The organism is Paenibacillus tyrphae (assembly GCF_024158745.1).
GTDB classification, from domain to species: Bacteria; Bacillota; Bacilli; order Paenibacillales; family NBRC-103111; genus Paenibacillus_G; species Paenibacillus_G tyrfis_A.
The window spans coordinates 109,210-134,572 of sequence record NZ_JAMZAW010000023.1; the positions used below are offsets into that span (position 1 = coordinate 109,210).

The following is a 25,363-nucleotide window of genomic DNA, read 5'->3' on the forward strand; positions in this document are numbered from 1 at the left end:
GGATAGGAGAGGTTGCGATGCTGGAACGATACGGACACGGCGGCGATTTGTGGACGGCCGCGGAAGCTTTCGGCAAGCCGCGGGAGCGGTTTGTCGATTTTAGCTCGAACATGAATCCGCTCGGACCGCCAAAGGCGGTAGGACGCATTTTGGCCGAGCAATGGCAGGAGGTCGTCCATTACCCGGACCCGGCGGTGCGGGAGCTGACCGGCAAGCTGGCGGCCAAGCACGGCGTTCCGGTCGAATGCGTGCTCGTCGGCAATGGGGCGGCGGAGCTAATCGATTTGGCAGTACGAGTGCGCCGTCCCCGGGTAACGGGACTGGTTCGTCCATCTTTTGCCGAATATGAGGAAGCTGTCGAAAAAATCGGGGGGCGTATCGTCGACATCCCGCTTGATGAAGCGAACGGTTTTGCGCTTCGACTCGCCGATGTACAGGCGGCTGCCGACCGGTGCGATCTGCTGTTTCTCGGCCATCCGAACAATCCGACCGGGCTTCTGCTGCCGGATGATGTGGTGCAGGCGTTGGCCGAAGGAGAAATCCCGGCCATTATCGATGAGGCGTTTCTTGATTTTTGCCCGCGTGAGGAGGAGCTGACGCTGGCCCGCGCTGCGGCGCAAAGTCTTCACTTGACCGTCATCCGCTCAATGACGAAATTTTATTCGATTCCCGGACTTCGTCTCGGGTACGTGGTGGCGCATCCGGAGCAAATCCGCGAGATGAAACGGCTGCAGGTGCCGTGGAGCGTAAACGCTTTATCCCAGTGGATCGGCTCGGCCGTCCTGGAGGAGCGGGAGTTTGCGCGCCGGACGCTGGAGTGGGTGAAGGAAGAGAAGGATCGATTGCGTGCCGGGCTGCAATCGCTCGGCCTGACCGTGTACGAGAGCGATGTGAACTTTGTGCTGTTTTCGCTGCGGCCGCTGGGACTCGATGTGCGGGCGCTGCAAGCGGCAATGGGGCGGCGGGGCATTTTGATCCGGGATGCCTCGCTGTTTCCCGGGCTGGACGAAACGTACTGCCGGGTGGCGGTCAAGCTGAGGGAGCAGAACGAAGCACTGTTGGACGGCCTTAGGCAGTCGATTGCCGAATTGCTCGAAGCGCGAGAGCAAGCGACGACGGGCGAAGATGCCGCGGCAGCCCGGAGGGCGGAAGACTCGCAGAGCGGCGATCCATTCTCGTCCGATGGGGCGGATTCCGCATCACTAAAGCTCGCTCCGACCTTCATGCTGCAGGGAACCGCCTCTGATGTCGGCAAAAGCTTGCTGACGACGGCTTTGTGCCGCATCCTGCTGCAGGACGGCTTGCGCGTGGCGCCGTTCAAATCGCAAAACATGTCGCTCAACTCCTACGTGACGCCGGACGGCAAAGAAATCGGCCGGGCGCAGGGAATGCAGGCGGATGCCTGCCGGATTCCGGCGACGACGGACATGAACCCGATTCTGCTCAAGCCCAAAAAAGACATGGTCTCGCAAGTGGTCGTTCACGGCAAGCCTTACCGTGACCTGGATGCGCGGACTTACCGGGAAAAATATTTGCCGGAAGCCGAGGCGGTGGTGAAGGAAGCGCTCGCCCGTCTGCGGCAAGCCTATGACGCTGTCGTGATCGAAGGGGCGGGCAGCCCGGCCGAGGTGAATCTGAAAGACCGGGATATCGTCAACATGCGGCTGGCCGGATGGGCGGACGCCCCGGTGCTGCTCGTGGCGGATATCGACCGCGGAGGCGTGTTCGCTTCCCTCGTCGGGACGCTGGACATTTTGTCGCCGGAGGAGCGCGGCCGGGTGAAGGGCTTTATCATCAACAAGTTTCGGGGCGACGTTACGCTGCTTACGCCGGGGATCGAATGGCTGGAGAAGCGGACGGGCAAGCCGGTGCTGGGCGTTATTCCTTATTTGCCGCAGCTTGGGCTGGAGGACGAAGATTCGGCGTCGCTAGAACGAAAGCTGGCGGAGGGCGCTCTAGGCCGCACGGATACAGCGCTGTCCGAAGACATGCTCGATATCGCCGTCATCCGGCTGCCGCGCCTGTCCAACTTTACGGATATTGATCCGCTGGAATACGAGCGCGATGTCCGGCTCCGTTTCGTGGATACGGCGGAGACGTTCGGCTCCCCGGATGCGGTCATCGTGCCGGGCAGCAAAAATACCGTCGACGATCTCTTGTACCTTCGCGACTGCGGTCTTGACCGGAAGTTGCTTGATTTTGCCAAAAGCGGTGGATGGGTGACGGGCATCTGCGCGGGGTATCAGATGCTGGGGGAGAAACTGCTTGATCCGAATGCGGTCGAATCGGACCAACCGGTGCTCGACGGACTCGGCTTATTCCCGACGCAAACCGTCTTTGCCGCGGAGAAACGGACTGTAAGAGCCGCAGGTACGACACGGCTGTATGCCGATCCCGAGCAGGCGTTTGAAATCCAGGGCTATGAGATTCACATGGGCGTGACTTCGTTTTTGCGGCCTATCGACCACCCGTTCGAGTTATCGCATCCCGATACCGGATCCGACGAATCGGGTTCGTCGCCGGACGGTGCGGTCTGTGCGGACGAACGGCTGTGGGGCACGTATGTGCATGGCATTTTGCATAACGACGATTTCCGCCGCGCGTGGCTGAACCGGATTCGCGCCGCGAAAGGACTGGAGCCGCTGCCAGCGGAGCTTCGCTTTCAGGAACGCCGGGAGGCGGCCTTCGACCGGCTCGCGGACCATGTGCGGGAACACTTGGATATGGAACGATTGTATGAGATGATAGGGTGGAATAAAGGCCGGGAGGGATTCCAGTGAAAATTTATACGAGAACGGGCGATGCCGGGAAAACCGGTGTGATCGGAGGGCGCGTAGATAAGGACGATGTCCGCGTCGAGGCGTATGGCACGGTCGACGAGCTGAATTGCTTTATTGGTCAGGCGATGGGGTTTCTGGATGCCGAACGCGATGCGGATCTGCTCGCCGATCTGCTGCAAATCCAGCACGAGACGTTCGACTGCGGCTCCGACCTGGCGCTGCTGAAGCAGGAGCTGCGGCCGTATAAGGTGACGGCCGAGATGGTGGACCGGCTGGAGGCGTGGATCGACAAATACGATGCGGAGACGCCGGACATCCAACGCTTTATCCTTCCAGGCGGGAGCCAGGCGTCGTCGGCGCTGCACGTATGCCGGACGGTATGCCGCCGCGCCGAACGCCGGGTCGTCACGCTCGCGCGTACGCAGCCGATCAACGAAGAGGTGCGCCGTTATTTGAACCGGCTGTCGGACTTGTTCTTTACGGTCGCCCGGGTCGCCAATCATCGGGCCGGAAACGGCGACGTGGAATATATTCGGAGCGCCGAGGTGTTCAGACGCAAGTCATGAGCTATTATAAACCGCTGGAATATATCGTTCCGACAGAAGACGACGGCATGGTGCTGAGGACGATTTTGCAAAAACGAATGGGCGTATCCCGCAAGCTTCTCTCACGGCTGAAGCTGACGGAGCAGGGCATTACGGTCAACGGGGAACGCAAATATATCGATGTAAAGGTACGCGCCGGAGACCGGGTCGCCGCGCGGATGGAGATGGAAGCGTCGGACGATATTTTGCCGCAGCCGCTTCCGATTGACATTTTGTATGAGGATGATGAGCTGTTGGTGCTGAACAAAGAGGCCGGGATGATCGTGCATCCGACGCACGGACATTACACGGATACGCTGGCAAACGGCGTTGTTCATTATTGGCGGGAAAAGGGCGTCAGCTTCCGCTTCCGCCCCGTGCACCGGCTCGATCAGGAGACGTCCGGGGTGCTAGCCGTGGCCAAAAATCCTTACGTGCATCAGCAAATTTCGGAGGAAATGCAGGCGCACGGGTTAAAGAAAGAATACGTCGCGCTCGTTCACGGCGCAATCGACAGCGACGAAGGCACAGTCGACGCGCCGATCGATCGCAATCCGCTTGCGCCGCATGTCCGCATCGTCACGCCAACGGGCTATCCGGCGGTCACGCATTACCGCGTGGAGCGGAGATTTCGCGAAGCGACGCTCGTGCGCTTGTGGCTGGAGACGGGGCGGACGCACCAGATCCGCGTGCATATGCGGCATCTTGGCCATCCGCTGCTCGGCGATAAGATGTACGGTCCCGGCGGAACGGCGGACGAGGCGGATAAGGCGGCTGTGGAGGGAGGAAGCCCGGAAGCCAGCGGTGCGCAACAGTGGCATGGAGCTTCGGCGCCATTAGCCGAGGGCATACCCGAAGCCGACCGCGGGCAGGCCGTTTCGCCCGCCCCGGACTATGGGATGGAGCGTCAAGCGTTGCATGCCTGCACACTCGGGCTGACGCATCCCGCAACGCGCCAGCGGATGGAATTTCACGCGCCGCTGCCGGCGGATATGGAACGCTGCATTAGGCAATTAGAGCAGTCCGAGGCTACACATTAAGCATAAAAAATCCGCCGTTCCTGCGTATTAAAACACTCTCCGGGAAACGAGCGGATTTTTTCGGTTTCGTCCGTTACTGAAGCAGCCCCAAATACTCTTTGGCCGCGAGGCTCAGATCGTCCGTGGCCGCCGAGGTCGGAATCCACAGTCTTCCCGTCCAGTCTGTGCCGCGGCTGATCTTATAATCGACCGGATAAGGAACGACCTGAACGTTCTGCGCGGCAAAATGCTTCACCGAGCGCGGCATATGAAAAGCTGACGTCACAAGAATCGGCCGCTTCCAGCCGCTTTCGTCCAAAAGCTGCTTCGAGTATCGCGCGTTCTCTTGAGTCGTGCGGCTCCGGTCGTCCAAACGGATCGCATCGGCCGGAACGCCCAGCGCGATAAGCTTGCTCCGGGCCAATTGGCCCTCGTTGGCCGTATCGGCATACACCTGCCCGCCGGAGACGATGACCGGCAGCGGCTTGGCGGCGTACAGCTCGGCTACCGCGACGACACGGTGCAGCGTGCTGCCGCTCAAGTGACCGGTACCGTTTACGTCCGGGGTCCCCGACACCGCTCCGCCGGTCAGCATGACGTAGACGTCGCCCTGCAGGACGGCCGGCGGCGAATAACGACTTTCGACCGATTGCAGTGCCGTTTCGCCGACAAGCGGGATCGAGAGCAAATAGACGAGGCAGGCCGAGGTGAACAGAACGATGCCGGCCGAGCGGCGGACGCGGGCGTAAAGCCACCATCCGATCAGGAGCAGCAGCGGAACGAAGCAGCCGGGAGGCATCAAGAAACTGTAAATGAATTTAAGAACATAAATCATGGCCTAAGTTCCTCCTATGGGACTCTTTTCCATTATCTGCGCTTGGCCGCCCTTTTTCAAGCTTTAACCGCACTGGCGGCGATTTGCAGGACCCGCCGGTTCATCGGTATAATGAATTCATGTCATAGTTAACCATTTTAGGATAGGATAAGGATGAGAGAAATCATGAGCAAGAGCAAATCGATCAAAGTTTTTCAATACCCTGCTTGCAGCACCTGCCGGAGCGCGTTGAAGTGGCTCAAAGAGCACGGATGGGAAGTGGAGGCAATCCACATCATGGAGCAGCCGCCGACCGTAGAGGAGCTTCGGACGCTGATCCCGCAAAGCGGGCTGGACATCAAAAAGTGGTTTAACGTATCCGGCGAAGTGTATAAAGAGATGCAGCTCAAGGACAAGCTGCCGCAGCTGAACGACGAGGAGAAAATGAAGCTGCTCGCATCGAACGGCAAGCTGATCAAGCGTCCGGTCGCGACGGACGGGAAGCGGGTGACGGTCGGCTTCAAGCCGGAGCTGTACGAGGAAAATTGGGGGAACGAATCGTAAGGTTTGTCTAAGGAGCGTGAGTCTTGTTGCAGCAAAGACCTAAACCGAAAAAACAAAATCCGCTTTGGTATATCGGCGCAGCCGCGACCTTCATTCTGACGCAGCTGAAAACGCTGCTGCCGCTGCTGAAGCTCGGCAAATTCGGGGGAGCGATCATCTCGATGGCGGTGACCGTCGGCGCGTATGCGATCGTGTTTCCGTGGCAGTTCGCTATCGGCTTGGTACTGCTGCTGCTCATCCACGAGCTGGGTCACGTCATTGCCGCCAAGCAAAAAGGGCTGCCGGTAACGGCTCCGGTGTTTATCCCGTTCCTTGGCGCGCTGATCACGATGAAGCGGAATCCCCGGGATGCGGTGACGGAAGCATATGTCGCTATAGGCGGACCGGTTCTCGGAACGGTCGGCGCCTTAGCCGTATTCGGCGCAGCGTATGTGATGGACAACCCGGAGCATAGTAAACTGCTTTATTCGATCGCTTATGTCGGCTTTTTTCTCAATCTGATCAACCTGATGCCGATTCACCCGCTTGACGGAGGACGGATCGCGACGGCGGTGACGCGCTGGCTTTGGCTGGTCGGCTTGGTCGGAGGTTTGGTTGTTATTATATACCTGCGCTCGTATTTGTTCTTCATCATTTGGGCAATGTTTGCCTACGACCTGTACAAAAAATTCATCAAGGACCGCAAGCAGGGCGAGGAGCGGTTCGTCAACGCGAGCTTTCTGGTGGCGGCCGAGCCGCTGCTGGCACACGGCTATATGATTCCTGGCCCGGAGCATAAGCGGGAGCTGCCTTTTGTCACGTTCTCGGATTTGGACGGGCAGCAGTATGTCAACGTCCTCTGGGAAGGCCTTCATTTTCAAGGAACGGTGCCGCTCATGCATCAAGGAATCATCAAGCGCACACACGTGACCCGGGTAGAGCATCTGCGGAAAGAAGACGGTCTGCATCTGATGATCCACTGCCAGATCGATTACCGTCTATACGAAAATGACAAATATTACGACGTTCCTACGGCGGCGCGGTGGAAGTTCGGGATGGCGTACGCGCTTCTTGCGGCGTTTCTCATCGGCATGATGTGGTACGTTCACGAGGTAACGGGACTGAAGGTATAATCAACATTCCGAATCGGCGTTCGGAAGGAAAACGAGGTAACGCATAGATGAAACGATGGGAATCGAAACGATTGGCCGAACTGGGTTCGGCTATTTTTTCTGAGATGGCGGCGTGGAAGCGGGAAGTGACCGCGCGCGGCGTCGATGTGATCGACCTCGGCATCGGAAGCCCGGACCGGGCGCCGTCCGCCCGTGTCATGGAAGCATTGACGCGCGCGGTGAACGATCCGGGCCTGTACGGCTATCCGACATCGGAAGGGAGCGCGCAATTCCGGCAAACGGTCGCCCGCTGGTACGCCCACCGGTTTGGGGTCACGCTCGATCCAGAGGACGAGATCGTCACGCTGATGGGCTCGCAGGACGGCCTCGCGCACTTGGCAATGGCGGTGACGGACCCCGGCGATATCGTGATGGTTCCCGATCCGGGCTATCCGATTTATTCCGCGAGTCTGGTGTTGGCCGGAGTGCAGCCTTACCATATGCCGCTGCGCGCCGATAACGGCTTTTTGCCAAAGCTGGAGGAGATCCCGGCGGACGTGGCGCGGCAAGCCAAATTCATGCTCTTGAACTATCCGAGCAACCCGCTGTCGGCGGTGGCCGACTTGGCGTTCTTCGAACGGTTGGTCGAGTATGCCCGCGAGCACGAGCTGCTGCTGGTGCACGATCTCGCTTATTCCGAGATGTCGTTTGACGGCTTCAAGCCGCCCAGCATCTTGGAAGTCAAGGGAGCGAAGGACATCGCCGTCGAGTTCCATTCCTTATCGAAAAGCTTCAATATGGCCGGCTGCCGCATCGCCTTCATGGTCGGGCAGCGTGACGCGGTCCGCGCTCTCCGCGTGCTGAAGTCCAATATTGACTACGGCGTATTTTTGGCGGTGCAGCAGGCCGGCATCGCGGCCCTGGAGGAGGATATGACGCCGGGAAGCCGGTCGGTCGCGGCGCTGTACGAACGGCGGCGGGATATTGTGATCGAAGGGTTGAACGAAGCAGGCTGGAGCATTCCGAAGCCGAAGGCAACGATGTTCATCTGGGCGCCGATCCCGGAAGGCTGGACGTCTCGACAGATTTCCCGGGAAATGCTGTATTCTGCGGGAGTCGTCGTTATTCCGGGCGACGCGTTCGGCAAAGAAGGCGAAGGCTACGTCCGTATCGCTCTCGTTCAGGAAGAGGACCGGCTGCAGGAAGCGGTCCGCCGGATCGGACAGTTTTTGCGGGAGGCTTCCCATTAACAAACGCTTGTGCTCTAATTGCTGTGTATTTTTAATGATGTCGCAATATCTTACTTTTTCCTGTCGCCAAATTGCAATTTCATCGCCGCCTCAATCATGCTACTATGAAGGCATGTCGTACAACAATAGGAGGCGTATCAAGTGTCCCAGAAGCTTAAAATTGCCATTATCGGATGCGGCGGCATTGCAAACGGAAAGCATTTGCCGAGTCTGTCCCGTTTAGAGCAAGTTGAACTTGTCGCATTTTGTGATATTATTTCCGATCGGGCCGAGGAAGCGAAAGCGAAGTACGGCAGTGCGGAAGCGAAGGTCTATGAAGATTATAAAACGCTGCTGCAGGATGTGTCGATCGATGTCGTTCACGTGTGTACGCCGAACGATTCCCATGCGGAGATCACGGTTGCGGCACTGGAAGCGGGCAAGCATGTGATGTGCGAGAAGCCGATGGCCAAGACGGCGGCCGATGCGCGCCGGATGGTCGAGGCGGCCAAGCGGACGGGCAAGAAGCTGACGATCGGCTACAACAACCGGTTCCGGGCGGACAGCCTTTATTTGAAACGCATTTGCGAGGAAGGCGAGCTTGGCGACATCTACTATGCGAAAGCGCATGCCGTTCGTCGCCGCGCGGTGCCGACTTGGGGCGTCTTCCTGGACGAGGAGAAGCAGGGCGGAGGACCGCTGATCGATATCGGCACGCATGCCCTCGACCTGACCCTCTGGTTGATGGACAACTACGAACCGAAGGTCGTACTTGGAACGGCATTCCATAAATTATCGGGGAAAGAAAACGCTGCCAATGCTTGGGGACCTTGGGACCCGAAGAAGTTTACGGTGGAGGATTCGGCCTTCGGCATGATTGTGATGAAGAACGGCGCGACCATCATGCTGGAATCGAGCTGGGCGCTGAACACGCTCGATGCGAAGGAAGCGAAGAGCACCTTATGCGGAACGGAAGGCGGCGCGGATATGGAGGACGGCCTCCGGTTGAACGGCGAGAAGCTGAGCCGCTTGTACATGAACAAGATCCAGCTTGGCAGCGGCGGGGTCGATTTCTACGACGGGCAAAGCGAGAGCGCGCCGGATACGGAAATGCGTCTGTGGATCGATGCCATCCTGCATGACAAGCAGCCGGTCGTCACGCCGGAGCAGGCTTGCGTCGTCTCCGAAATTCTCGAAGCGATCTACGAATCGGCGAAAACGGGCAAAGCCGTATACTTCGACTAAGCGCCGGAAGGAAGGATGGGAACGATGATCAGAGTAGCGATGCTTAGCTTTTGGCATGTGCATGCCGCCGATTACGCGAAGCAGGCGGCGGAGCATCCGGACACGGAAATTGTGGCCGTATGGGATGAGCTGCCGGAGCGCGGACGCCGGGAAGCGGAAGCGCGGGGTGTCCGGTTTTATGACAAGCTGGATGAACTCCTCGCCCAGCCCGATATCGATGCGGTCATTGTCGATACGCCGACCAACCTGCACCGGGATGTGATGGTGGCAGCGGCGCAGGCGGGCAAACATATTTTTACGGAAAAAGTCGTGGCGCCGACGCTGAAGGAAAGCAACGAAATTATGGAGGCGGTCCGCAAGGCCGGCGTCAAATTAACGGTGTCGCTTCCGCGATTGAACGAAGGCTATACGCTGGCCGTACAGGACGTGCTGAGCCGGGGGCTGCTCGGCGAGGTGACGCTAGTCCGCACACGGCTGTCTCATAACGGCGCGATTCCGAACGATCAATCGGCGAACGGCTGGCTTCCCGCACATTTCTACAATGCCGAGCAATGCGGCGGCGGCGCGATGATCGACCTCGGCTGCCATCCGATGTATTTGGCCCGCTTGTTCCTCGGCATGCCGGAGAGCGTAACGGCAAACTACGGCTTCGTCACCGGCAGAGAAGTCGAGGACAATGCGGTGTCCGTGCTGCGTTATTCCAGCGGGGCGCTTGCCGTTGTGGAGGCAGGCTTCGTCAACCGGCACTCGCCGTTCGTTATTGAAGTGCACGGCACGGAAGGCAGCTTGCTCTATTCGACGCACGACAACCGTTTGCTCGTGCGCACAGCGAAGGGCGAAGCGGCGTCGGACGAGGAATGGCGCGTGCAGGAGCTTCCTGCCGGTCGCCTGTCGGCTTTTCATCAGTGGGTAACCCACATTCAGCAGGGAACGACGGCGGACGAAAATATCGGGCTTGCGCTGGACCTGACAAGGTTAATGGAAGCTTCGAACTTGTCCGCACGTTCCGGGGCGGCCTGCCGGCTTAACGATTTGCAGCCATGAACGGTCAGTCCCGAATCGGCGCGAGGCCGTATCCGTTCGAGCTGATGCTGGAAAACCCGACGGCGCTTGACAGGCTGGAGGTGGAGTTCAAATGGGGCCGTTACGGCATTCGCATGCTGAACTTTCACCATACCAGCTTTGCTCCGGGCCGGATCGTTCATTTTCATAAACATTCGGACTTTGAGTTTCATTTTATCCCGCGCGGCAAAGGGAAGGTTATTCTCGGCAGCGAGCCGTACTCGCTGCAGGAAGGCCAGATGTATTTGACCGGTCCCGGTCTTCTGCACTATCAGGAGGCGGACGCCTTCGAGGCGATGGATGAGCTGTGTCTGCATATCGATATTCAGAAGCTGGAAGCGGAAGAGACGGCAGACTCGGAGGCGTGGGGAGCCCGCTGGGAGCAGGCGGAGGCGGAAGCGTGCATCCGCCGCTTAGAGCAGCTGCCTCCGCGGCCGATGGCCGACAAATACAAGGCGATGGAATGCTTCATGACCGCATACCGGGCCTGGTACGAGAATCAGCCGGGCGTGCTGACGGTGATCAAGCAATCGATCATTCAGGTGCTGCTGCGGATGACGCGCGCCTACGACGATACGCCGCAGCGGGACCTGCCGTCCCGCGATATGAAAAACTACCGCTACCAGCTTGCCGCCCAGTTCATCAAGGACAACTACATGGCGCCGTTAACGCTGGAGGTGGTGGCGGAGCGGGTGCAGGTAAGTCCGAGACAGCTGCAGCGTATTTTTCGCGAGCAGACGGGAGGCACGTTCAGCGAGTACATCGAGCATGTGCGGCTCGCGCAAATCTGCAAGGAATTGGCCGAGAGCGAGCTCACCATCGATCAGATTGCGTTTCAGAACGGCTTCTCCAGCGCCAATTATTTGCATTACGTATTCAAGAAAAAGCTCGGCACCACGCCGATGCAGTACCGCTTGCAGCATGATGTTAAACAGAATCGGCCGTTTCCGGACACCTGACGCTGTTCTCCTTCGTTTGCGTATCGAATGCGGGAAAACACCTGTCAGGTGTTTTTTTTCGCCTTCTTCGCTTTTTTTTCGGAAAGAAATAATCCCGCGAGCGTAAGAAACGTGCCTAATAAAGCGGTTCCGGTGATGTTCTCATGCAGAATCAGGTAAGAGGCCGCCACGGTGATGACCGGGACCAGGTAAATGTAGACGCTTGTTTTGACCGCGCCGAGAACGCCGACGCTCCAGTTCCATGTTACAAAGCAAAGCGCGGAGGCACCGACGCCAAGAAATAATAGATTGAGAAGATGGCTTCCTTCGGCAAATCGGTCCAGATCTAAACGGAAGTCGAACACGGGCAGCGCTGGCAGCATGAAGATCAGTCCGTAAAAAAAGACACGGCGGGTGCTGCCCACGGCAGGATAGCCAAGCTTGCTGATATGACGCATCAAAATGGAATAGGCCCCCCAAAACAAGCAGGCGAGAATAGCCAGAACATCGCCTAGCGGATTCAGTTTTAAAATATAGCTGCCATTCAAGGTGATTAAGACAATACCGAGAATCGCGACGATGAACCCGATGAAAAACTGCAGATGCAGCGGCTCCTCTTTCAGCAGAATATCGCCGGGATGAATGGTATAGTCCTGATGGTTACACTGTAAATACCGCTGACCTTCTTCGATAAATCCAATCACGTAATAGTCATGAAAATGATTGGGGAATTTCTGCATAATCCCTTTAAAACGATAGGCTTCTATCTGCAAATCCGTGTCATAGCACACGGTTCTAATCTCATTGGGCATGTCTTCTCCTCCTTAACAGTTCCTCCTTGTAACTATATCAGAATGCCCTCAAAGAAGAATTGGATGATATTGCTCAATCGTATTCGCTTGTATATGGAATTTTGCTACTGTTGGCTTCGTCATTCATCGGTAGAAAGTACATGAGCGTGGATCGTCTAACGGTGTTCGACTTGGAGACGTGTGACAAGAATGTTTTAATAAAGCAATAAAAAAACGGTTGAGGAGGATAATTCCCTTCTGCAACCGCTTTTGCCTTTTCTTTTTGTTCATTCCAAGAGTTCAACGTATGTTTTTAGCGTTGATACCCGCGTACAGGCATATGCTTAATTCCTGAAATAAAATTAGAGCCCAGGTATTCGACAGGGCCAATCACATCAAAATGAGTAAAATTTGTTGTAAGCTCATCAAATAAAAAGGTCATCGTATGCTTGGCTATTTTGCTTCCGATGCAATGATGGACACCTGTGCCAAAGGAAATATGAGGATTGGGATGCCGCTGCATATTAAAGGTATAAGGATCTGTAAAAATCTCCTCGTCGCGATTGGCCGAACCTACCCAGACGGCAACAGCATCTCCCTCTTTAATCGGCACTCCCCGAATTTCCGTATCAATCGTGGCATATCTCAAAAAGTGGCTGCCCGGAGAAGACCAACGAAAAGCCTCTTCGACAAAGCTGTCCATAGATTCAGGATGTGCGGCAAGCTCCTCAAGCCCATTTATTTTCGTCTGCTCCAGTAACGTTGAGCTAGCGACATGTGGAGTCGTAGCTGTGGCTCCTAGCAAAATGCTGTAGCAGTTGGAAATGACCGTTGGTATGTCCATCTTCTCGCCATCGATCTCCAGCTGTAACAATGCGCTAATCAGGTCATCTCCCGGAGAACGGCGGCGCTGCTTGACCATATCTTGAAAGTAACCAAACAACTCCCTGTGTGCCAATTGCAAAGTCGCTGTGATATCGCCATCTGCCAATTTATATTCCTCATCCTCAGGAGCAACGGACATGATGGTTAGCCGAGTCAGTGTTGGCCAATCCTCCGGAGGGCGCTCCAGGATGCATCCGCCTACAGAAATCGATAAAGCAAACGCGGCACGAGCAAAATCAATCCCCTCATCTTCTAAACTAGGCAGAACCAGCTGGCGGATTTCCTGGCGAATTTGATCTTCATGCTTGAGGATGGAGTCAGGAGTAAAGAATTGGTGCATGGCACGTCTCATTTGGGTATGGCGGGGCGGATCTGTCACGGCCATTTGCTTGCCGCCGGAGGGATCATCCTTTCCAAGCAAACTGAGCAAATTTCCCCGTTCGGAGGTGAATGTCCTATAATCCTTCAATACCTGCACTACGTCCCTATATTTCGTAATCGACCAGAAGCCCAACTTGTCATCGACCTGCTGCCAATGAACAGGCGCCTGATGGCGCAGTGCGGCCCATACCGCATGAGGCTCTCCATGGCTGTATAAATAGGGATCGAGCAAATTGACCTCTTTGATGTTGACTTGAGAAAAATCAATGGAAGTCGTTGCTGTCATTTTCGTTATCTCCTCCAACTGTTAAATTCTTGGAACGTTAGCCTTCTTACCTCCAAAGAGCGAGTTCTGCAATCAGTCGGCTTTACATAGAGAAAACGTGCTGGAAGCAGTCCTCCTTCCTTATTTAAAGTCTTCGCCAGCAATCAACAAATCTGGCCGTATCCCTTCCTGTCCTTATGCTTATCCACTAGACGCACAAACCGCATGACAAGGCATACTAACCCCTTTTGGCGTACAAGCAGATCCTGGTGTACAGCTCATCTATGCCTTATCCTTTCTTTTCCCCCTTCAAGAATAACCTTCTGCATGAAAAGAACAATGTATATCCAAGAGTCAGGCGACTACATTTTTCGATGAATTTTATTAATAATCCTAGTAATCTCATTTATTTCACATAGAGTGATTAAAATAATAATAATGTCAATATTTGTATTATAAGGTTTTTAATTCATATGATCAATGTTTATTTTGTTTGTGTTATTTCCATATAGTTCACCACTAAATTTACAATCCCTTGCCAAATAAGGCGTTTTTTAAAACCGCTTGGTTCCCTTCGGGGTAAACAATTTTTCGAAGATAGTTTTTCACTCGAATACATCATGAAACTCATTATGTTCTATATAAAAAGTGCATCAAATTTTTCAATTAATCGAAACCATAACTTTGTAATATTACTTGTAATTATTTTATCCTCCGTTATAATGTTAATATATACTTTATATGGAAATAACACAACGATTACAAAATGAAATTATAATGTTCATGTTAGCAAGAGCTAATGACAGAGAAAGAGAGGGTGAGAGGTAAAGCAAGTGTCGACAAAAATAATTCGGGCTTCAAAGGTTATGACTTCATTCATCATGAAACGGGCCACAGACTTGTTCACCTATAGTGGGCTCAACATTTTCTCGCCAGTCACCTCCTCCCACAACATCGCCTAGCAAAAGTTGAGGCCAGACCATCAGGCAAATTACTCCCCAAGTGGAAAGTATCAGAAAGGCACTTGAACATAGGAAGAAAAGATAAACTCCCCCAATTTGGAAAATATCCATAGAGATACATGAGGTAGTATTTCCGATTATACATATATGAAAATAGTAAATTGGCATCATGAGCCGAAATGGATGACTATTACCAAATTAATAGAACATGGAGGAAGAGATGCAATGAATATTTTTGAAGAGCACGAATTTAATGTGAAGTCATATTGCCGGAGCTTTCCAATTCGTTTGATCATGCAAAGGGGGATCTGTTAGGACAACGGAAGGGCCTATATCGATTTTTTCGCTGTGGCCGGCGCATTGAATTAATTACGGGCACAACCAAGCAGGAAATCAAACTGCTTCATCCCTCCAGCGCTATTAAGGGACTCGGGTTAATTTGGGGAATCGATGTCTCCGGTTTTGCCGATGAAACTAAGGCTGGATTTATGGCGCAAGTAATAGGCGCTGGCGAATTGGTGGTCAGTTGATACTTCATAAACGGAGGAAGATATGTTGACTGAAAGCTCGCCGGTTTTTCGCAGACTCGTGCGTTATGTGAAGCCATACTCGTTCTGGGTGGCGGTAACAGTCGTTGCTTCGCTGGCGCTCGCTGCCATCGAGATCATACTGGGCAAGTTTTTCGAACGGATGGTGAATGGGGGGGCAGTCTCTGCCTCTATGATTTTATTCCTGCTGGCGGGGATGATCTTGATTGGCATGCCGTGCCGGTACCTGATCAAATATGCATCAGCCCGCTTTAGTGTCAAGGTGCTTCGTGATTTGCGCAACGAGCTCGTGCGCAGATTTGGCGATATGCCGCTTTCCCAAGCGGAACGCAAATTAACGGGCGATTTGATTTCCCGGTTAACGGGCGATACGGCGCTGCTGCAAAATTTTTTCATTCAGCACTTCGCCAATTTGTTTTATTTGCCTATCGTTTTTATCGGCGCGCTGACCCTGCTTTTGCTTACACACTGGAAGCTGGTGCTGTTCAGTCTCGTGCTGTTTCCTTTAGGTATGCTGGTTGCCGGACTACTGACCCATACGCTGCGTTCGACTTCCGAGCAGATCCAGGACACCATGGGTCAATTGAATGCACTGGCGCAGGACTCCATCGGAGGCTTGGCGGTGATGAAAGCATTTAATGCGCAGACGATATTTTATCAAAAGTATAGCGAACTGACGCAGCATGCCGTAAAGCTGGGCTTGCGGCTTGAAAAGCGGTATGCGGCACTCGGGCCCATTGCTATTCTCTTCCTTGCGGTACCTGTTATTTTCGTCGTTGTATATGGCGGGCATTTAATCCGAATCGGTGAATTGAATGCAGGTAGTCTCATCTTGTTTCTTTACTTGTTGCCACTTGCCTTGCAGCCGATCAGCCTGGCTCCTACACTGATTGCCCAATTGCAGGAGGCTTCGGGCGCCTCCCGGCGGCTTTTCCATGCGCTTGACTGGCCTGTCGAAAGGCAAACCGGTTCCAAGGAGCAAGCTGGCTCGTGGGATGTTCCGGTCAGCGTCGATCTTGTATCCTTTTCCTACGACAGTAAAACGAACGTATTGGACGACATCAGCTTTCAGCTAAACCGGGAAGAAACACTGGCTATCGTCGGCGCAAGCGGCGGCGGGAAGACGACAATCTTTAAGCTGCTGTGCGGCTTTTACGAGCTTGAACCGGGCGAAGGTACGATTCGTATGTTTGGCAGGCCTTTGTCCGAGTGGGATTTATCTGCGCTGCGGTCAAATATTTCCGTTGTCTCCCAGGATTCTTATCTATTTCCCGCTACGGTCGCTGACAATATCGGATTTGGGCGGTTGGGAGCTACCCGTGAGGAGATTATGGCTGCAGCCCAGGCAGCGAATGCCCACGACTTTATCGAGCAGCTTCCGCAAGGCTATGATACGATGCTGGGCGAGCGGGGCGGCGGATTATCCGGGGGGCAACGGCAGCGGATTGCCATTGCCAGAGCGATGCTCAGGCAGTCCCCGCTCATCCTGCTGGACGAGCCTACTTCGGCGCTTGATACGGTGTCCGAATCCTTTGTGCATAGTGCCTTGAAACGTTTAGCCGACGGCCGCAGCGTTATGGTGATCGCCCATCGGCTGTCAACGATTTTGCAGGCTGACCGTATACTTGTCCTTGATCAGGGACGTATTGCGGAAAGCGGTACGCATGATGAGCTTTTGGCGCAAAACGGTGTTTATAAAAAGCTGTATCTCCATCAATTAACGAAGGAAGATGAGACAGCGCAGGGCACGGCAAGCAGGAAGGGGGGAGCGGACTGTGTCCTTCAAACAAGCGCTCCTTGATTACAAGCAGCTTATGAAGTTTATGCGCCCCCGACGCCGTCTTTATTATACCGGACTGATCGGCGATAGCTTGGTCAACTCCGGACTTTCGATACTTATTGCTTTTGTGATCAAAGACCTTTTAAATTTTGCAGTCAGCGGGCAGCTGGAAGATCTGTATGCGGCTATTACGATTGTGGTCAGCTCCGTTGTCGGATTATGTATCTTATCGCCTATATTAAGCTATTTGTACTTGCGAAGCATCAGGCTGACCTTAGCGGATATGCGGATGCAGTTATACAAGCATATTGGTAAAATCACGTTTCGCGCCGCGGAAGAACACCACTCCGGCGACCTGCTTTCGCGGATGACCAGTGATGTGCAAGTGGTCGAAAAAACGTACCATGAGCATTTAAGATCGATTGTTTCACAAATCGCCATGGTAACCGGATCGATTCTTGTCCTATGCGTGGTCGATTGGCGTTTCGCCCTTGTCCTCGTCGTCCTGGCACTGTTGACCATAGGCATTAACGCGCGGTTTGCTCCCCGGATGCGCGCGATCAGCGACAAGCTGCAAGCGCAAATGGGCATATTGACAGAGCGCGTAGGGGATTTAATCGGCGGTCTCCAGATCACGAAGCTGTTCGGTTTGAGGGACCAAATCGGCAAGCTTTGCGAGGACGCCAGCGAGGAAGTAAGCGAGTCCGGCCTCAAGCAGGGCCATCAATCCGGTGTGCTGGAAGCCTGCAACTTCGCCGTTCAGTTTTTCAGCATGGGGGGGATTCTCGCCATCGGCTTATATCTCGTGTCCAGACAGCAGCTTGAACTGGGGACGCTTGGTTTAATTCTTTACCTGCAAATAGGTATTTCAAGCACCTTTCTCCAGGTTGGGGCTGCGATTACGCTGATGCAAAACTCGCTCGCCGGTGCTGCCCGGATCCATCAACTGCTGGATGAGCCTGCGGAGCCGGAAGGTGACAGGGCTGCCGCTGCTCTGTCTGAGCTGGCCTATCAAGAGGCATCCGGTAATGTGCCGGCGCTGGAGCTTTGTAACGTTACCTTCGGTTACGAGCCGGGCCGCCCGGTGCTTCGATGCCTGTCCATGTCTGCAACGGAGGGGAAAGTGACTGCAGTAGTCGGCCCAAGCGGGGGCGGTAAAAGCACGATCATGAAGCTGCTGCTCGGCTTTTATGAGCGGGAGTCTGGTCAGATACACATTCAGGGCAAAGCTTTAGAGCATTATAGGATTAAAGAACTACGCGAGCTCATTGCGTATGTCCCTCAGGAAGCGTTTCTTTTCCACGATTCGATTGCCGGGAACATCCGTCTCGGACGCCCGGATGCTAGCGATGAAGAAGTGGAGAATGCGGCCCGGATGGCGCAAGCCCATACATTCATTACAGAGCTGCCGGACGGTTATGCGACAATTGTCGGGGAACGCGGTTCAACCTTATCCGGAGGGCAGCGTCAACGGATTGCGATTGCCAGGGCCTTGCTCAAAAATGCGCCCATTCTGTTGCTGGACGAGGCTACATCCGCTTTGGATGCGGAGTCGGAGCATGAAGTCCAGCTAGCGCTTCAAGAGCTGATGAGAGGCAGAACAACGCTGATCATCGCCCATAGGCTATCTACCATAGAGCAAGCCGATTGCATTTGCGTGGTTGCCGACGGCAGCTTGGTCGAGCAAGGAACACACGAAGAACTGCTGGCCAAAGATGGCGTGTACGACAAGCTTCACGATTTACAATACCACGCAGAGCAGGTCTTGGTGTCTGTATAACATCTACAGTATCACTTTACTATGCGAACGGGAGTGTGTGAATTTGTCATGAAACAAGAGCCGGCAAACAATCAGATCTTTGATCGCGAGCATGTGAAGCGGTATCCGTTGACGCAACCGCAGCAGCGTATTTGGTCTACGGAACTAATGTATCCAAATCGCAATGCGTCAACGATCATCCTTAACGCCAAAATTAATGGGGCTGTGAATACAGATATCTTGAAACAAGCGATCGGTGTCGTCGTGCAGCGCAACGACTCATTCCGTATTCGCATTGCCAGTGATAACGGCGTCCCTTGGCAGTACATCGTGCCTTATGCCGAAGAGGATCTCGTGATTGGACACTTGGAGATGCCCCAAGAGCAGGCGGCCGAGTGGCTAAAGAAGAATAACGTTGTGCCGTTCAAGCTGCTGCACGCACCGCTGTATCAGTTTACGATTATCCGTATCCATGAAGAGGAAATTTGGCTTAGCTTTAGGATGCATCATATCGCCACCGACGGTGTGTCGATGCACAAGGCGGTCGATCAAGTGACGGGCTTTTATCAAGAGCTTGCGAATGGGACCTTCGATGCCGCCAGCAGCTTGAAAGCTAATTCCTACCTTGATTTTATTCAAGCGGAGCGGGAATATGAGCAGTCAGACCGGTATCAGAAGGACAAAGCTTATTGGTTAGATAAGTTTAGCGAGTTTCCGGAGACGATTGGGCTCAAAACTTACAATCCCTTAACGCTTAGCACAGCAGGCAGAAGGGAGGGAGCCGAACTCAGCGAGGAGCTCCACAAGGGGATAAAGGCATTTTGCGAGGAGCACCAAATCAGTCTCTTTACTTTCTTTTTATCAACCTTATATATATACGTGCACAAGGTTACGCAAGAGCAGGATATTCCGATTGGCACGCTTTATGCAAACCGGACAAGCAAGAAAGAAAAGGACATGATCGGCATGATCGTCAGTACGGTAGCGACCCGGGTTCGCGTGGAGCCGGAGACCGGGCTGCTGGCCTTTTTGCAAAGCGTCGCGAAAGAGCAATCCTCGATTTTGCGCCATCAGCGGTATCCGTATAATAAAGTCATTCAAGATTTGCGCGAAACCCGTCGCAGTCAGGATATACAGCGTTTGTTTGGCGGGTCCATTCAATACCGGACGTACAGCTTTGCCAAATTTGGCGAATTCACCATGCAGCCGGACAATAATTTTTGCGGCGATATCGTGAACGACTTTGACATTCATATGGTGGATGAGCTCGACCGGGGAAAAATGGTACTCTATTTCGATCACCGGACAGAGCTGTTTGATGAGCAGGAAGTGGCGCAAATCATTCGTCAATTTCTAGCCGTTGCGGAGGGCATGATTAAAAGTCCGACGCAGACGATCCAACAGCTGTCTCTCCTAAGCGAAACGGAAAAGGAAACGATTCTTAACGTATTTAACGATACAGCAGCCGATTATCCAAGCGGACAAAGCATTGCTGCGCTTTTTGAAGAACAGGCGGAACGAACGCCGGAGCAGACGGCTGTAGTCTGCGAAGGAAAGGCCTTGACCTACGGTGACCTGAACGAGCAAGCAAACCGGCTGGCCCGCACGATTCGCGCCCTTGGCGTTACGGCGGATGATACGGTTGGCATTATAGCGGAACGGTCCACGCGAATGGTCGTCGGTATCTTGGCGATATTAAAAGCCGGAGGCGCCTATGTGCCGATTGATCCGGATTATCCTGAGGAACGCGTGCGTTATCTGCTGGAAGATTCCGGGGTCAAAGTGCTGCTAACCGAGCGGAAGGAGTCAGTTACCGAACACTTTAAAGGAACGATCCTGGATATAAGCAGAGAGGAGGTTTATGACGAGAATGGCTCAAACCTGGAATCGGTAAGCGGACCTAACCATTTGGCTTATGTGATTTATACGTCCGGAACAACCGGTAAGCCAAAGGGAGTTATGGTTGAACAGCGAAATGTAGTCCGATTGGTTAAAAATACCGATTTTGCTGCGCTGGACGAAACAACGCGCATCCTGCAAACCGGATCGGTCGTCTTTGACGCGTCCACGTTTGAAATCTGGGGCGCGCTGCTGAATGGCGGACAGCTTCATTTGGTGAATAAGGACATGATCTTGAATGCGGCCAGCTTGAAGCAGACGATTCAGGAAAATGGCATTACAACGATGTTCTTGACCACTGCGCTATTTAATCAGCTCACGCAGCAGGACAGCCGCCTGTTTGCAAGCTTGGACACACTGCTTGTCGGGGGTGAGGTGCAGTCAGTGCCGCACATTAACCGCGTGCTTCAGGATAACCCCGGCTTCCGGCTCGTAAACATTTATGGTCCGACGGAAAACACGACCTTCTCAACGGCGTACGTGATTCCTGCGGAGCGGTCCAATACGGTGCCGATTGGCGGTCCGATCCGCAACTCAACGGCCTATGTTGTCGACAGCGCGATGAGGCTTCAGCCTATCGGGGCTTGGGGCGAGCTGTTGGTCGGCGGCGATGGGGTGGCCCGTGGCTACTTGAATCAACCGGAGCAAACGGCGGAGAAGTTTATCGACAGCCCGTTCCGTAAAGGCGAGCGCTGCTACCGGACCGGTGACCTGGTACGCTGGCGGGCGAACGGTACGCTGGAGTATAAGGGACGGATTGACCAGCAGGTGAAAATCCGTGGATACCGCATTGAGCTTGGCGAGATTGAGGAGCATCTTCTGCAAGTGGAGGCGGTACAGGAAGCGGTGGTCATCGCGCGCGAGGATGAACACGGACAAAAGCAGCTGTGCGCTTATTATGTGGCAGAACGCGAGCTTGGTGCCAATGAGGTCAGAAGCGCACTGTCCCAAGAGCTGCCGGGTTACATGGTGCCATCGTACTTTGTACAAGTTGAGCAGATGCCGCTTACGTCAAATGGCAAAGTTGACCGCCGGGCACTTCCCGCTCCGGAGGGCAGCCTGCAAACAGGTGCGGATTATGTGGCGCCACGCACCGCTGTCGAGCAGGCGCTCGTCTCGGTCTGGCAGTCTGTTCTTGGCGTGAAGAATGTCGGTGTGCTTGATAATTTCTTTGAGCTGGGCGGCGATTCGATCAAAGCTATCCAGGTTTCTTCACGATTGCTTCAAGCCGGATATAAGCTGGAAATGAGAGAGATGTTCCAATATCCGACCGTGGCGGAGCTGAGCAGATATGTGCAAGAAATCAGCCGGATTGCTGATCAAGGCGAGGTTCGCGGACCCGTTACGCATACCCCGATCCAGCTCTGGTACTTGGAGCAGAACCCGGCTGAACCTCATCACTTTAACCAGGCGTTTCTGCTTTACCGGGAAGCGGGCTTCGAGGAAGCTGCGCTCCGCTCGGCGGTAAAGGCCATCGTCAAGCATCACGATGCCCTTCGCATCGTGCTCCGCAAGACGGAGAACGGCGTTTATGAAACCTGGAATCGCAGCATAGACGGGGAAGGCAGCGGACTGTACGAGCTGGAGATCTTCGACTTTAAGCAAGTGGAGCACGTAGCTGAAGCGATTGAAACGCAAGCAAACGCGATCCAAAGCAGTATCCAGCTTCATGACGGGCCACTGGTCAAGCTGGGCCTATTCCGCTGCACAGATGGGGACCACTTGCTGATTGCCATTCACCACTGGGTTGTGGACGGCATATCGTGGCGCATATTGCTTGAGGATTTGACAGCGGGCTACGAGCAGGCACTCGGCGGTGCTGTGACGATCAAGCTTCCGCAAAAAACCGACTCGTTCCAAATGTGGGCCGACAAACTGCTCGCCCATGCCGACAGCCCTGCTATGGAGCGCGAATGCCAGTATTGGCTGGAGTCGGGCGCTGCCGGATTCCTCCCGCTGCCCAAGGACTTTGCCGACGCCGGCACGCCGACGGTTGGCAGGAGCAAGGTTGTATCGGTCCGCTGGACCAAAGAGGAAACCGAACGGCTGCTGAAGCAAGCGAACCGCGCTTACAATACAGAAGTCAACGATCTGCTGCTTACTGCGCTTGGCATAGCCGTCCACGATTGGACCGGGCATGACCGGATTGCAGTCAATCTGGAAGGGCACGGACGTGAGCCAATCCTTTCCGATGTGGATGTGACCCGTACCGTAGGCTGGTTTACAAGCCAGTTCCCGGTCGTGCTTGAAATGGGAAGCGGTGAAACGAAAAAGAACATTTCGTACCGTATTCGTACGGTGAAGGAAGGACTGCGCCGGATTCCTCACCGGGGCATCGGGTTTGGCATACTGAAATACTTGTCGTCCATGAACAATGGGGAACGAGTATTCGTTCAAGAGCCGGAGCTTAGCTTTAACTATTTGGGCCAATTCGATCAGGACTTGGAGCAAAGCGGCTTGAGCTTATCCCCGCACCCAACCGGCGAATTTGTTAGTGCGCAGACGGTCATGAGGTACCCGGTTGACGTGAACGGCATGATCGTTGGCGGGGAACTGGAGATGACGATCCGCTATGATACGGAAGCGTTCCGGGCAGATACCATCGAACGGTTGGCAGGGCATCTGCAAACGAGCTTGCGTGAAGTGCTGGACCACTGCACGTCCAAGGAACAGCCGGAACTGACGCCAAGTGACCTGCAAATGAAAGGCTTTTCCCTGGCGCAGCTTGAGCAAATTACGGAGTCGATGCGCCACGTCGGCGAGCTGGAGGATGTGTTTGCCCTGACGCCGCTGCAGAAGGGCATGCTGTTCCACAGCTTAATGGACCGGCAAGCCGGCTCGTACTTTGAGCAATTGACACTGGATCTGGAAGGAAGCTTCCAGGTGGAAGCATTCCGCCGCGGCTTTGAGCTGCTTGTGCAAAGACACCAGGTTCTGCGTGCCAATTATTTGACTACGCTGACTGACGAGCCGATTCAGGTAGTCATCCGCCATAAACCGGTCGACTTTAGCTACGAGGATCTGCGCCCGCTTGAAGCGGATGAGCGGTTGGCATACGCCGAAAGCTTTCTCCGCCAGGATAAAAAACGGGGCTTCGATCTTGAACAGGGCGCGTTAATGCGCGTTTCCGTGCTGCAAACCGGCGATCAGACATACCGCATTGTATGGAGCTTCCATCATATTTTGATGGACGGCTGGTGCTTATCGCTCATGTTAGGCGAGGTGTTCGAGAGCTACCGCGCTTATCTTAGCTCGAAGCAGCCGATGCTTGCCCCTGTTACGCCTTACAGCCGGTATTTTGATTGGCTGGACAAGCAGGACTACCAGGAAGCGGAGCAGTTCTGGTCCCAGTATTTGTCCGGTTATGAGCAGATGACATTACTCCCTCGATTGGACTCTAGTGATGCCGCAAGCGGATTTACACCCGTTAAGCATATCTTCTTGCTGAACCGAGAACTGACTGAGAAGTTGAACCGTGTAGCCAAGCAGCACCAGGTCACTCTATACACGTTGGTACAAACGGCATGGGGCGTCATCCTGCAAAATTACAACAACAGTCCCGATGTCGTGTTCGGCAGCGTCGTGTCGGGCCGTCCGGCGGAAATTCCAGGCGTGGAGAGCATCGTCGGTCTGTTCATCAATACGATACCGGTCCGTCTTCAAGCGGTGCCTGGCGAAAGCTTCGCCCAGGCGATGATCCGCAGCCAGGAGCAGACCTTGAAAACGCAAAGCTATGATACGTATCCGCTCTTTGAGATCCAGAAGCTGACGGAACCGAAGCAGGATTTAATTAACCATATTATTGTGTTTGAAAACTATCCGATGGAAGAGCAAGCCGAGCAACTGCTGATGAAGGGCGGCGGCGAAAGCGGATTTGCGATTTCGAACGTCGTGATGTCCGAGCAAACGACCTATGATTTCAACATGATTGTCATGCCGGGCGACGAGCTTCGCTTCCAGTTTGAATATAACGCGAACGCCTTTGATTTGGCTGAAATTGAGCAAATGCAGCACCATTTCGTGCATGCGCTGGAGCAGATCGCAGCGAACCCTGCTATTCCGGTGGACAAGCTGGAGCTGGTAACTGGGCAGGAGAAGGAGCTGCTGCTGCACGGCTTCAACGACACGGCCGCGGAGTATCCCCAGGAGCGGACGATTCATGAGCTGTTCGAGCAGCAAGCGGCCCGCACGCCGGAGCGGACAGCGGTGCTGTTCGAGGACGAGCGGCTGACGTACCGCGAGCTGAATGAGCGGGCGAACCGTCTGGCGCGGACGCTGCGCGCTGAAGGCGTTAGCGCGGATGTGCCTGTAGCGATCATGGTCGAGCGCTCGCTGGAGATGATCGTCGGCATCTACGCGATTCTGAAGGCGGGCGGCGCTTACGTGCCGATCGACCCGGAGTATCCGGCGGAGCGCATCCGCTACATCGCCGAAGATTCGGGGGCACGGTTGCTGCTGACACAGAGCCGCTTCCTGGACCGCGCGCCGGCGGAGCTGGAAGGCCGGGTTCTCGATTTGAACGAGGCGGCTGTTTACGCCGAAGATGCGACGAATCTGCCCCTTGGTTCCGGTTCGCGCGACATGGCTTACGTTATCTATACGTCGGGCTCGACCGGCAAACCGAAAGGCGCGGCGATCGAGCATCATTCCGTAGTCAACCGTATCCTGTGGATGCATGGACGCTACCCGATTGGCGAGGCGGACGTGATTCTGCAAAAAACGACCTTTACGTTCGACGTGTCGGTGTGGGAGTTGTTCTGGTGGGCC

At 54.5% G+C, this 25,363-nt stretch carries 15 protein-coding genes; 12 read left to right on the forward strand and 3 right to left on the reverse strand.

What is annotated here, in order from left to right:
• The first annotated feature begins 17 nt into the window (after window positions 1–17).
• Genes NI000_RS28470 through NI000_RS28480 form a run of 3 tightly spaced genes read left to right on the forward strand, consistent with a single transcriptional unit; the run spans window position 18 to window position 4,404 of the window.
• Window positions 18–2,780, forward strand: coding sequence for a cobyric acid synthase (locus NI000_RS28470; protein WP_253414736.1), 2,763 nt, complete (start codon window positions 18–20; stop codon window positions 2,778–2,780).
• Window positions 2,777–3,346 carry a cob(I)yrinic acid a,c-diamide adenosyltransferase gene (locus tag NI000_RS28475; RefSeq protein WP_054976183.1) on the forward strand — a complete coding sequence of 190 codons (570 nt, stop codon included), beginning with the start codon at window positions 2,777–2,779 and terminating at the stop codon, window positions 3,344–3,346. Before NI000_RS28470 ends, NI000_RS28475 begins: the two co-directional genes overlap by 4 nt.
• Window positions 3,343–4,404, forward strand: coding sequence for an RluA family pseudouridine synthase (locus NI000_RS28480; RefSeq protein WP_253414737.1), 1,062 nt, complete (start codon window positions 3,343–3,345; stop codon window positions 4,402–4,404). The genes NI000_RS28475 and NI000_RS28480 overlap by 4 nt, the downstream gene beginning before the upstream one ends.
• Window positions 4,405–4,477: 73 nt before the next feature.
• Here the strand turns inward: NI000_RS28480 and NI000_RS28485 are convergent, their stop codons facing one another.
• Window positions 4,478–5,218, reverse strand: coding sequence for a YdcF family protein (locus NI000_RS28485; RefSeq protein WP_253414738.1), 741 nt, complete (start codon window positions 5,216–5,218; stop codon window positions 4,478–4,480).
• Window positions 5,219–5,383: 165 nt separating this feature from the next.
• Between NI000_RS28485 and NI000_RS28490 the strand changes: the two genes are divergently transcribed.
• The 6 genes from NI000_RS28490 (at window position 5,384) to NI000_RS28515 (ending at window position 11,347) form a co-directional block, all read left to right on the forward strand.
• Window positions 5,384–5,761, forward strand: a complete 378-nt coding sequence (locus NI000_RS28490) for an arsenate reductase family protein (protein ID WP_253414739.1) — start codon at window positions 5,384–5,386, stop codon at window positions 5,759–5,761.
• 26 nt (window positions 5,762–5,787) lie between these two features.
• Window positions 5,788–6,873 carry a site-2 protease family protein gene (locus NI000_RS28495; protein WP_253414755.1) on the forward strand — a complete coding sequence of 362 codons (1,086 nt, stop codon included), beginning with the start codon at window positions 5,788–5,790 and terminating at the stop codon, window positions 6,871–6,873.
• A gap of 47 nt (window positions 6,874–6,920) precedes the next feature.
• A complete protein-coding gene (locus NI000_RS28500; protein ID WP_253414740.1) occupies window positions 6,921–8,102 on the forward strand; it encodes an aminotransferase class I/II-fold pyridoxal phosphate-dependent enzyme in 1,182 nt (393 codons plus the stop codon).
• A gap of 141 nt (window positions 8,103–8,243) precedes the next feature.
• Complete coding sequence (locus tag NI000_RS28505) at window positions 8,244–9,326, forward strand: Gfo/Idh/MocA family protein (protein WP_253414741.1); 1,083 nt, start codon at window positions 8,244–8,246, stop codon at window positions 9,324–9,326.
• A 24-nt stretch (window positions 9,327–9,350) separates the two neighbouring features.
• On the forward strand, window positions 9,351–10,370 hold the full coding sequence (locus NI000_RS28510) for a Gfo/Idh/MocA family protein (RefSeq protein ID WP_253414742.1): 1,020 nt from the start codon (window positions 9,351–9,353) through the stop codon (window positions 10,368–10,370).
• Window positions 10,367–11,347, forward strand: coding sequence for an AraC family transcriptional regulator (locus tag NI000_RS28515; protein ID WP_253414743.1), 981 nt, complete (start codon window positions 10,367–10,369; stop codon window positions 11,345–11,347). The genes NI000_RS28510 and NI000_RS28515 overlap by 4 nt, the downstream gene beginning before the upstream one ends.
• Window positions 11,348–11,391: 44 nt before the next feature.
• Here the strand turns inward: NI000_RS28515 and NI000_RS28520 are convergent, their stop codons facing one another.
• Together NI000_RS28520 and NI000_RS28525 are read right to left on the reverse strand one after the other, a co-directional pair.
• Entirely contained in the window at window positions 11,392–12,138 is a 747-nt protein-coding gene (locus NI000_RS28520) for an EamA family transporter (protein ID WP_253414744.1), read from the reverse strand.
• Between the two features lie 292 nt (window positions 12,139–12,430).
• On the reverse strand, window positions 12,431–13,669 hold the full coding sequence (locus tag NI000_RS28525; RefSeq protein ID WP_253414745.1) for a cytochrome P450: 1,239 nt from the start codon (window positions 13,667–13,669) through the stop codon (window positions 12,431–12,433).
• A 1,493-nt stretch (window positions 13,670–15,162) separates the two neighbouring features.
• Between NI000_RS28525 and NI000_RS28530 the strand changes: the two genes are divergently transcribed.
• The 3 genes from NI000_RS28530 to NI000_RS28540 form a co-directional block, all read left to right on the forward strand.
• The gene (locus NI000_RS28530; protein ID WP_253414746.1) at window positions 15,163–16,959 is read left to right on the forward strand and encodes an ABC transporter ATP-binding protein; all 1,797 of its coding nucleotides are present in this window, start codon (window positions 15,163–15,165) and stop codon (window positions 16,957–16,959) included.
• On the forward strand, window positions 16,934–18,718 hold the full coding sequence (locus NI000_RS28535) for an ABC transporter ATP-binding protein (protein ID WP_253414747.1): 1,785 nt from the start codon (window positions 16,934–16,936) through the stop codon (window positions 18,716–18,718). Before NI000_RS28530 ends, NI000_RS28535 begins: the two co-directional genes overlap by 26 nt.
• A 48-nt stretch (window positions 18,719–18,766) precedes the next feature.
• Window positions 18,767–25,363 (forward strand): non-ribosomal peptide synthetase (locus tag NI000_RS28540; RefSeq protein ID WP_253414748.1); only part of this gene is annotated, 6,597 nt, incomplete at its 3' end.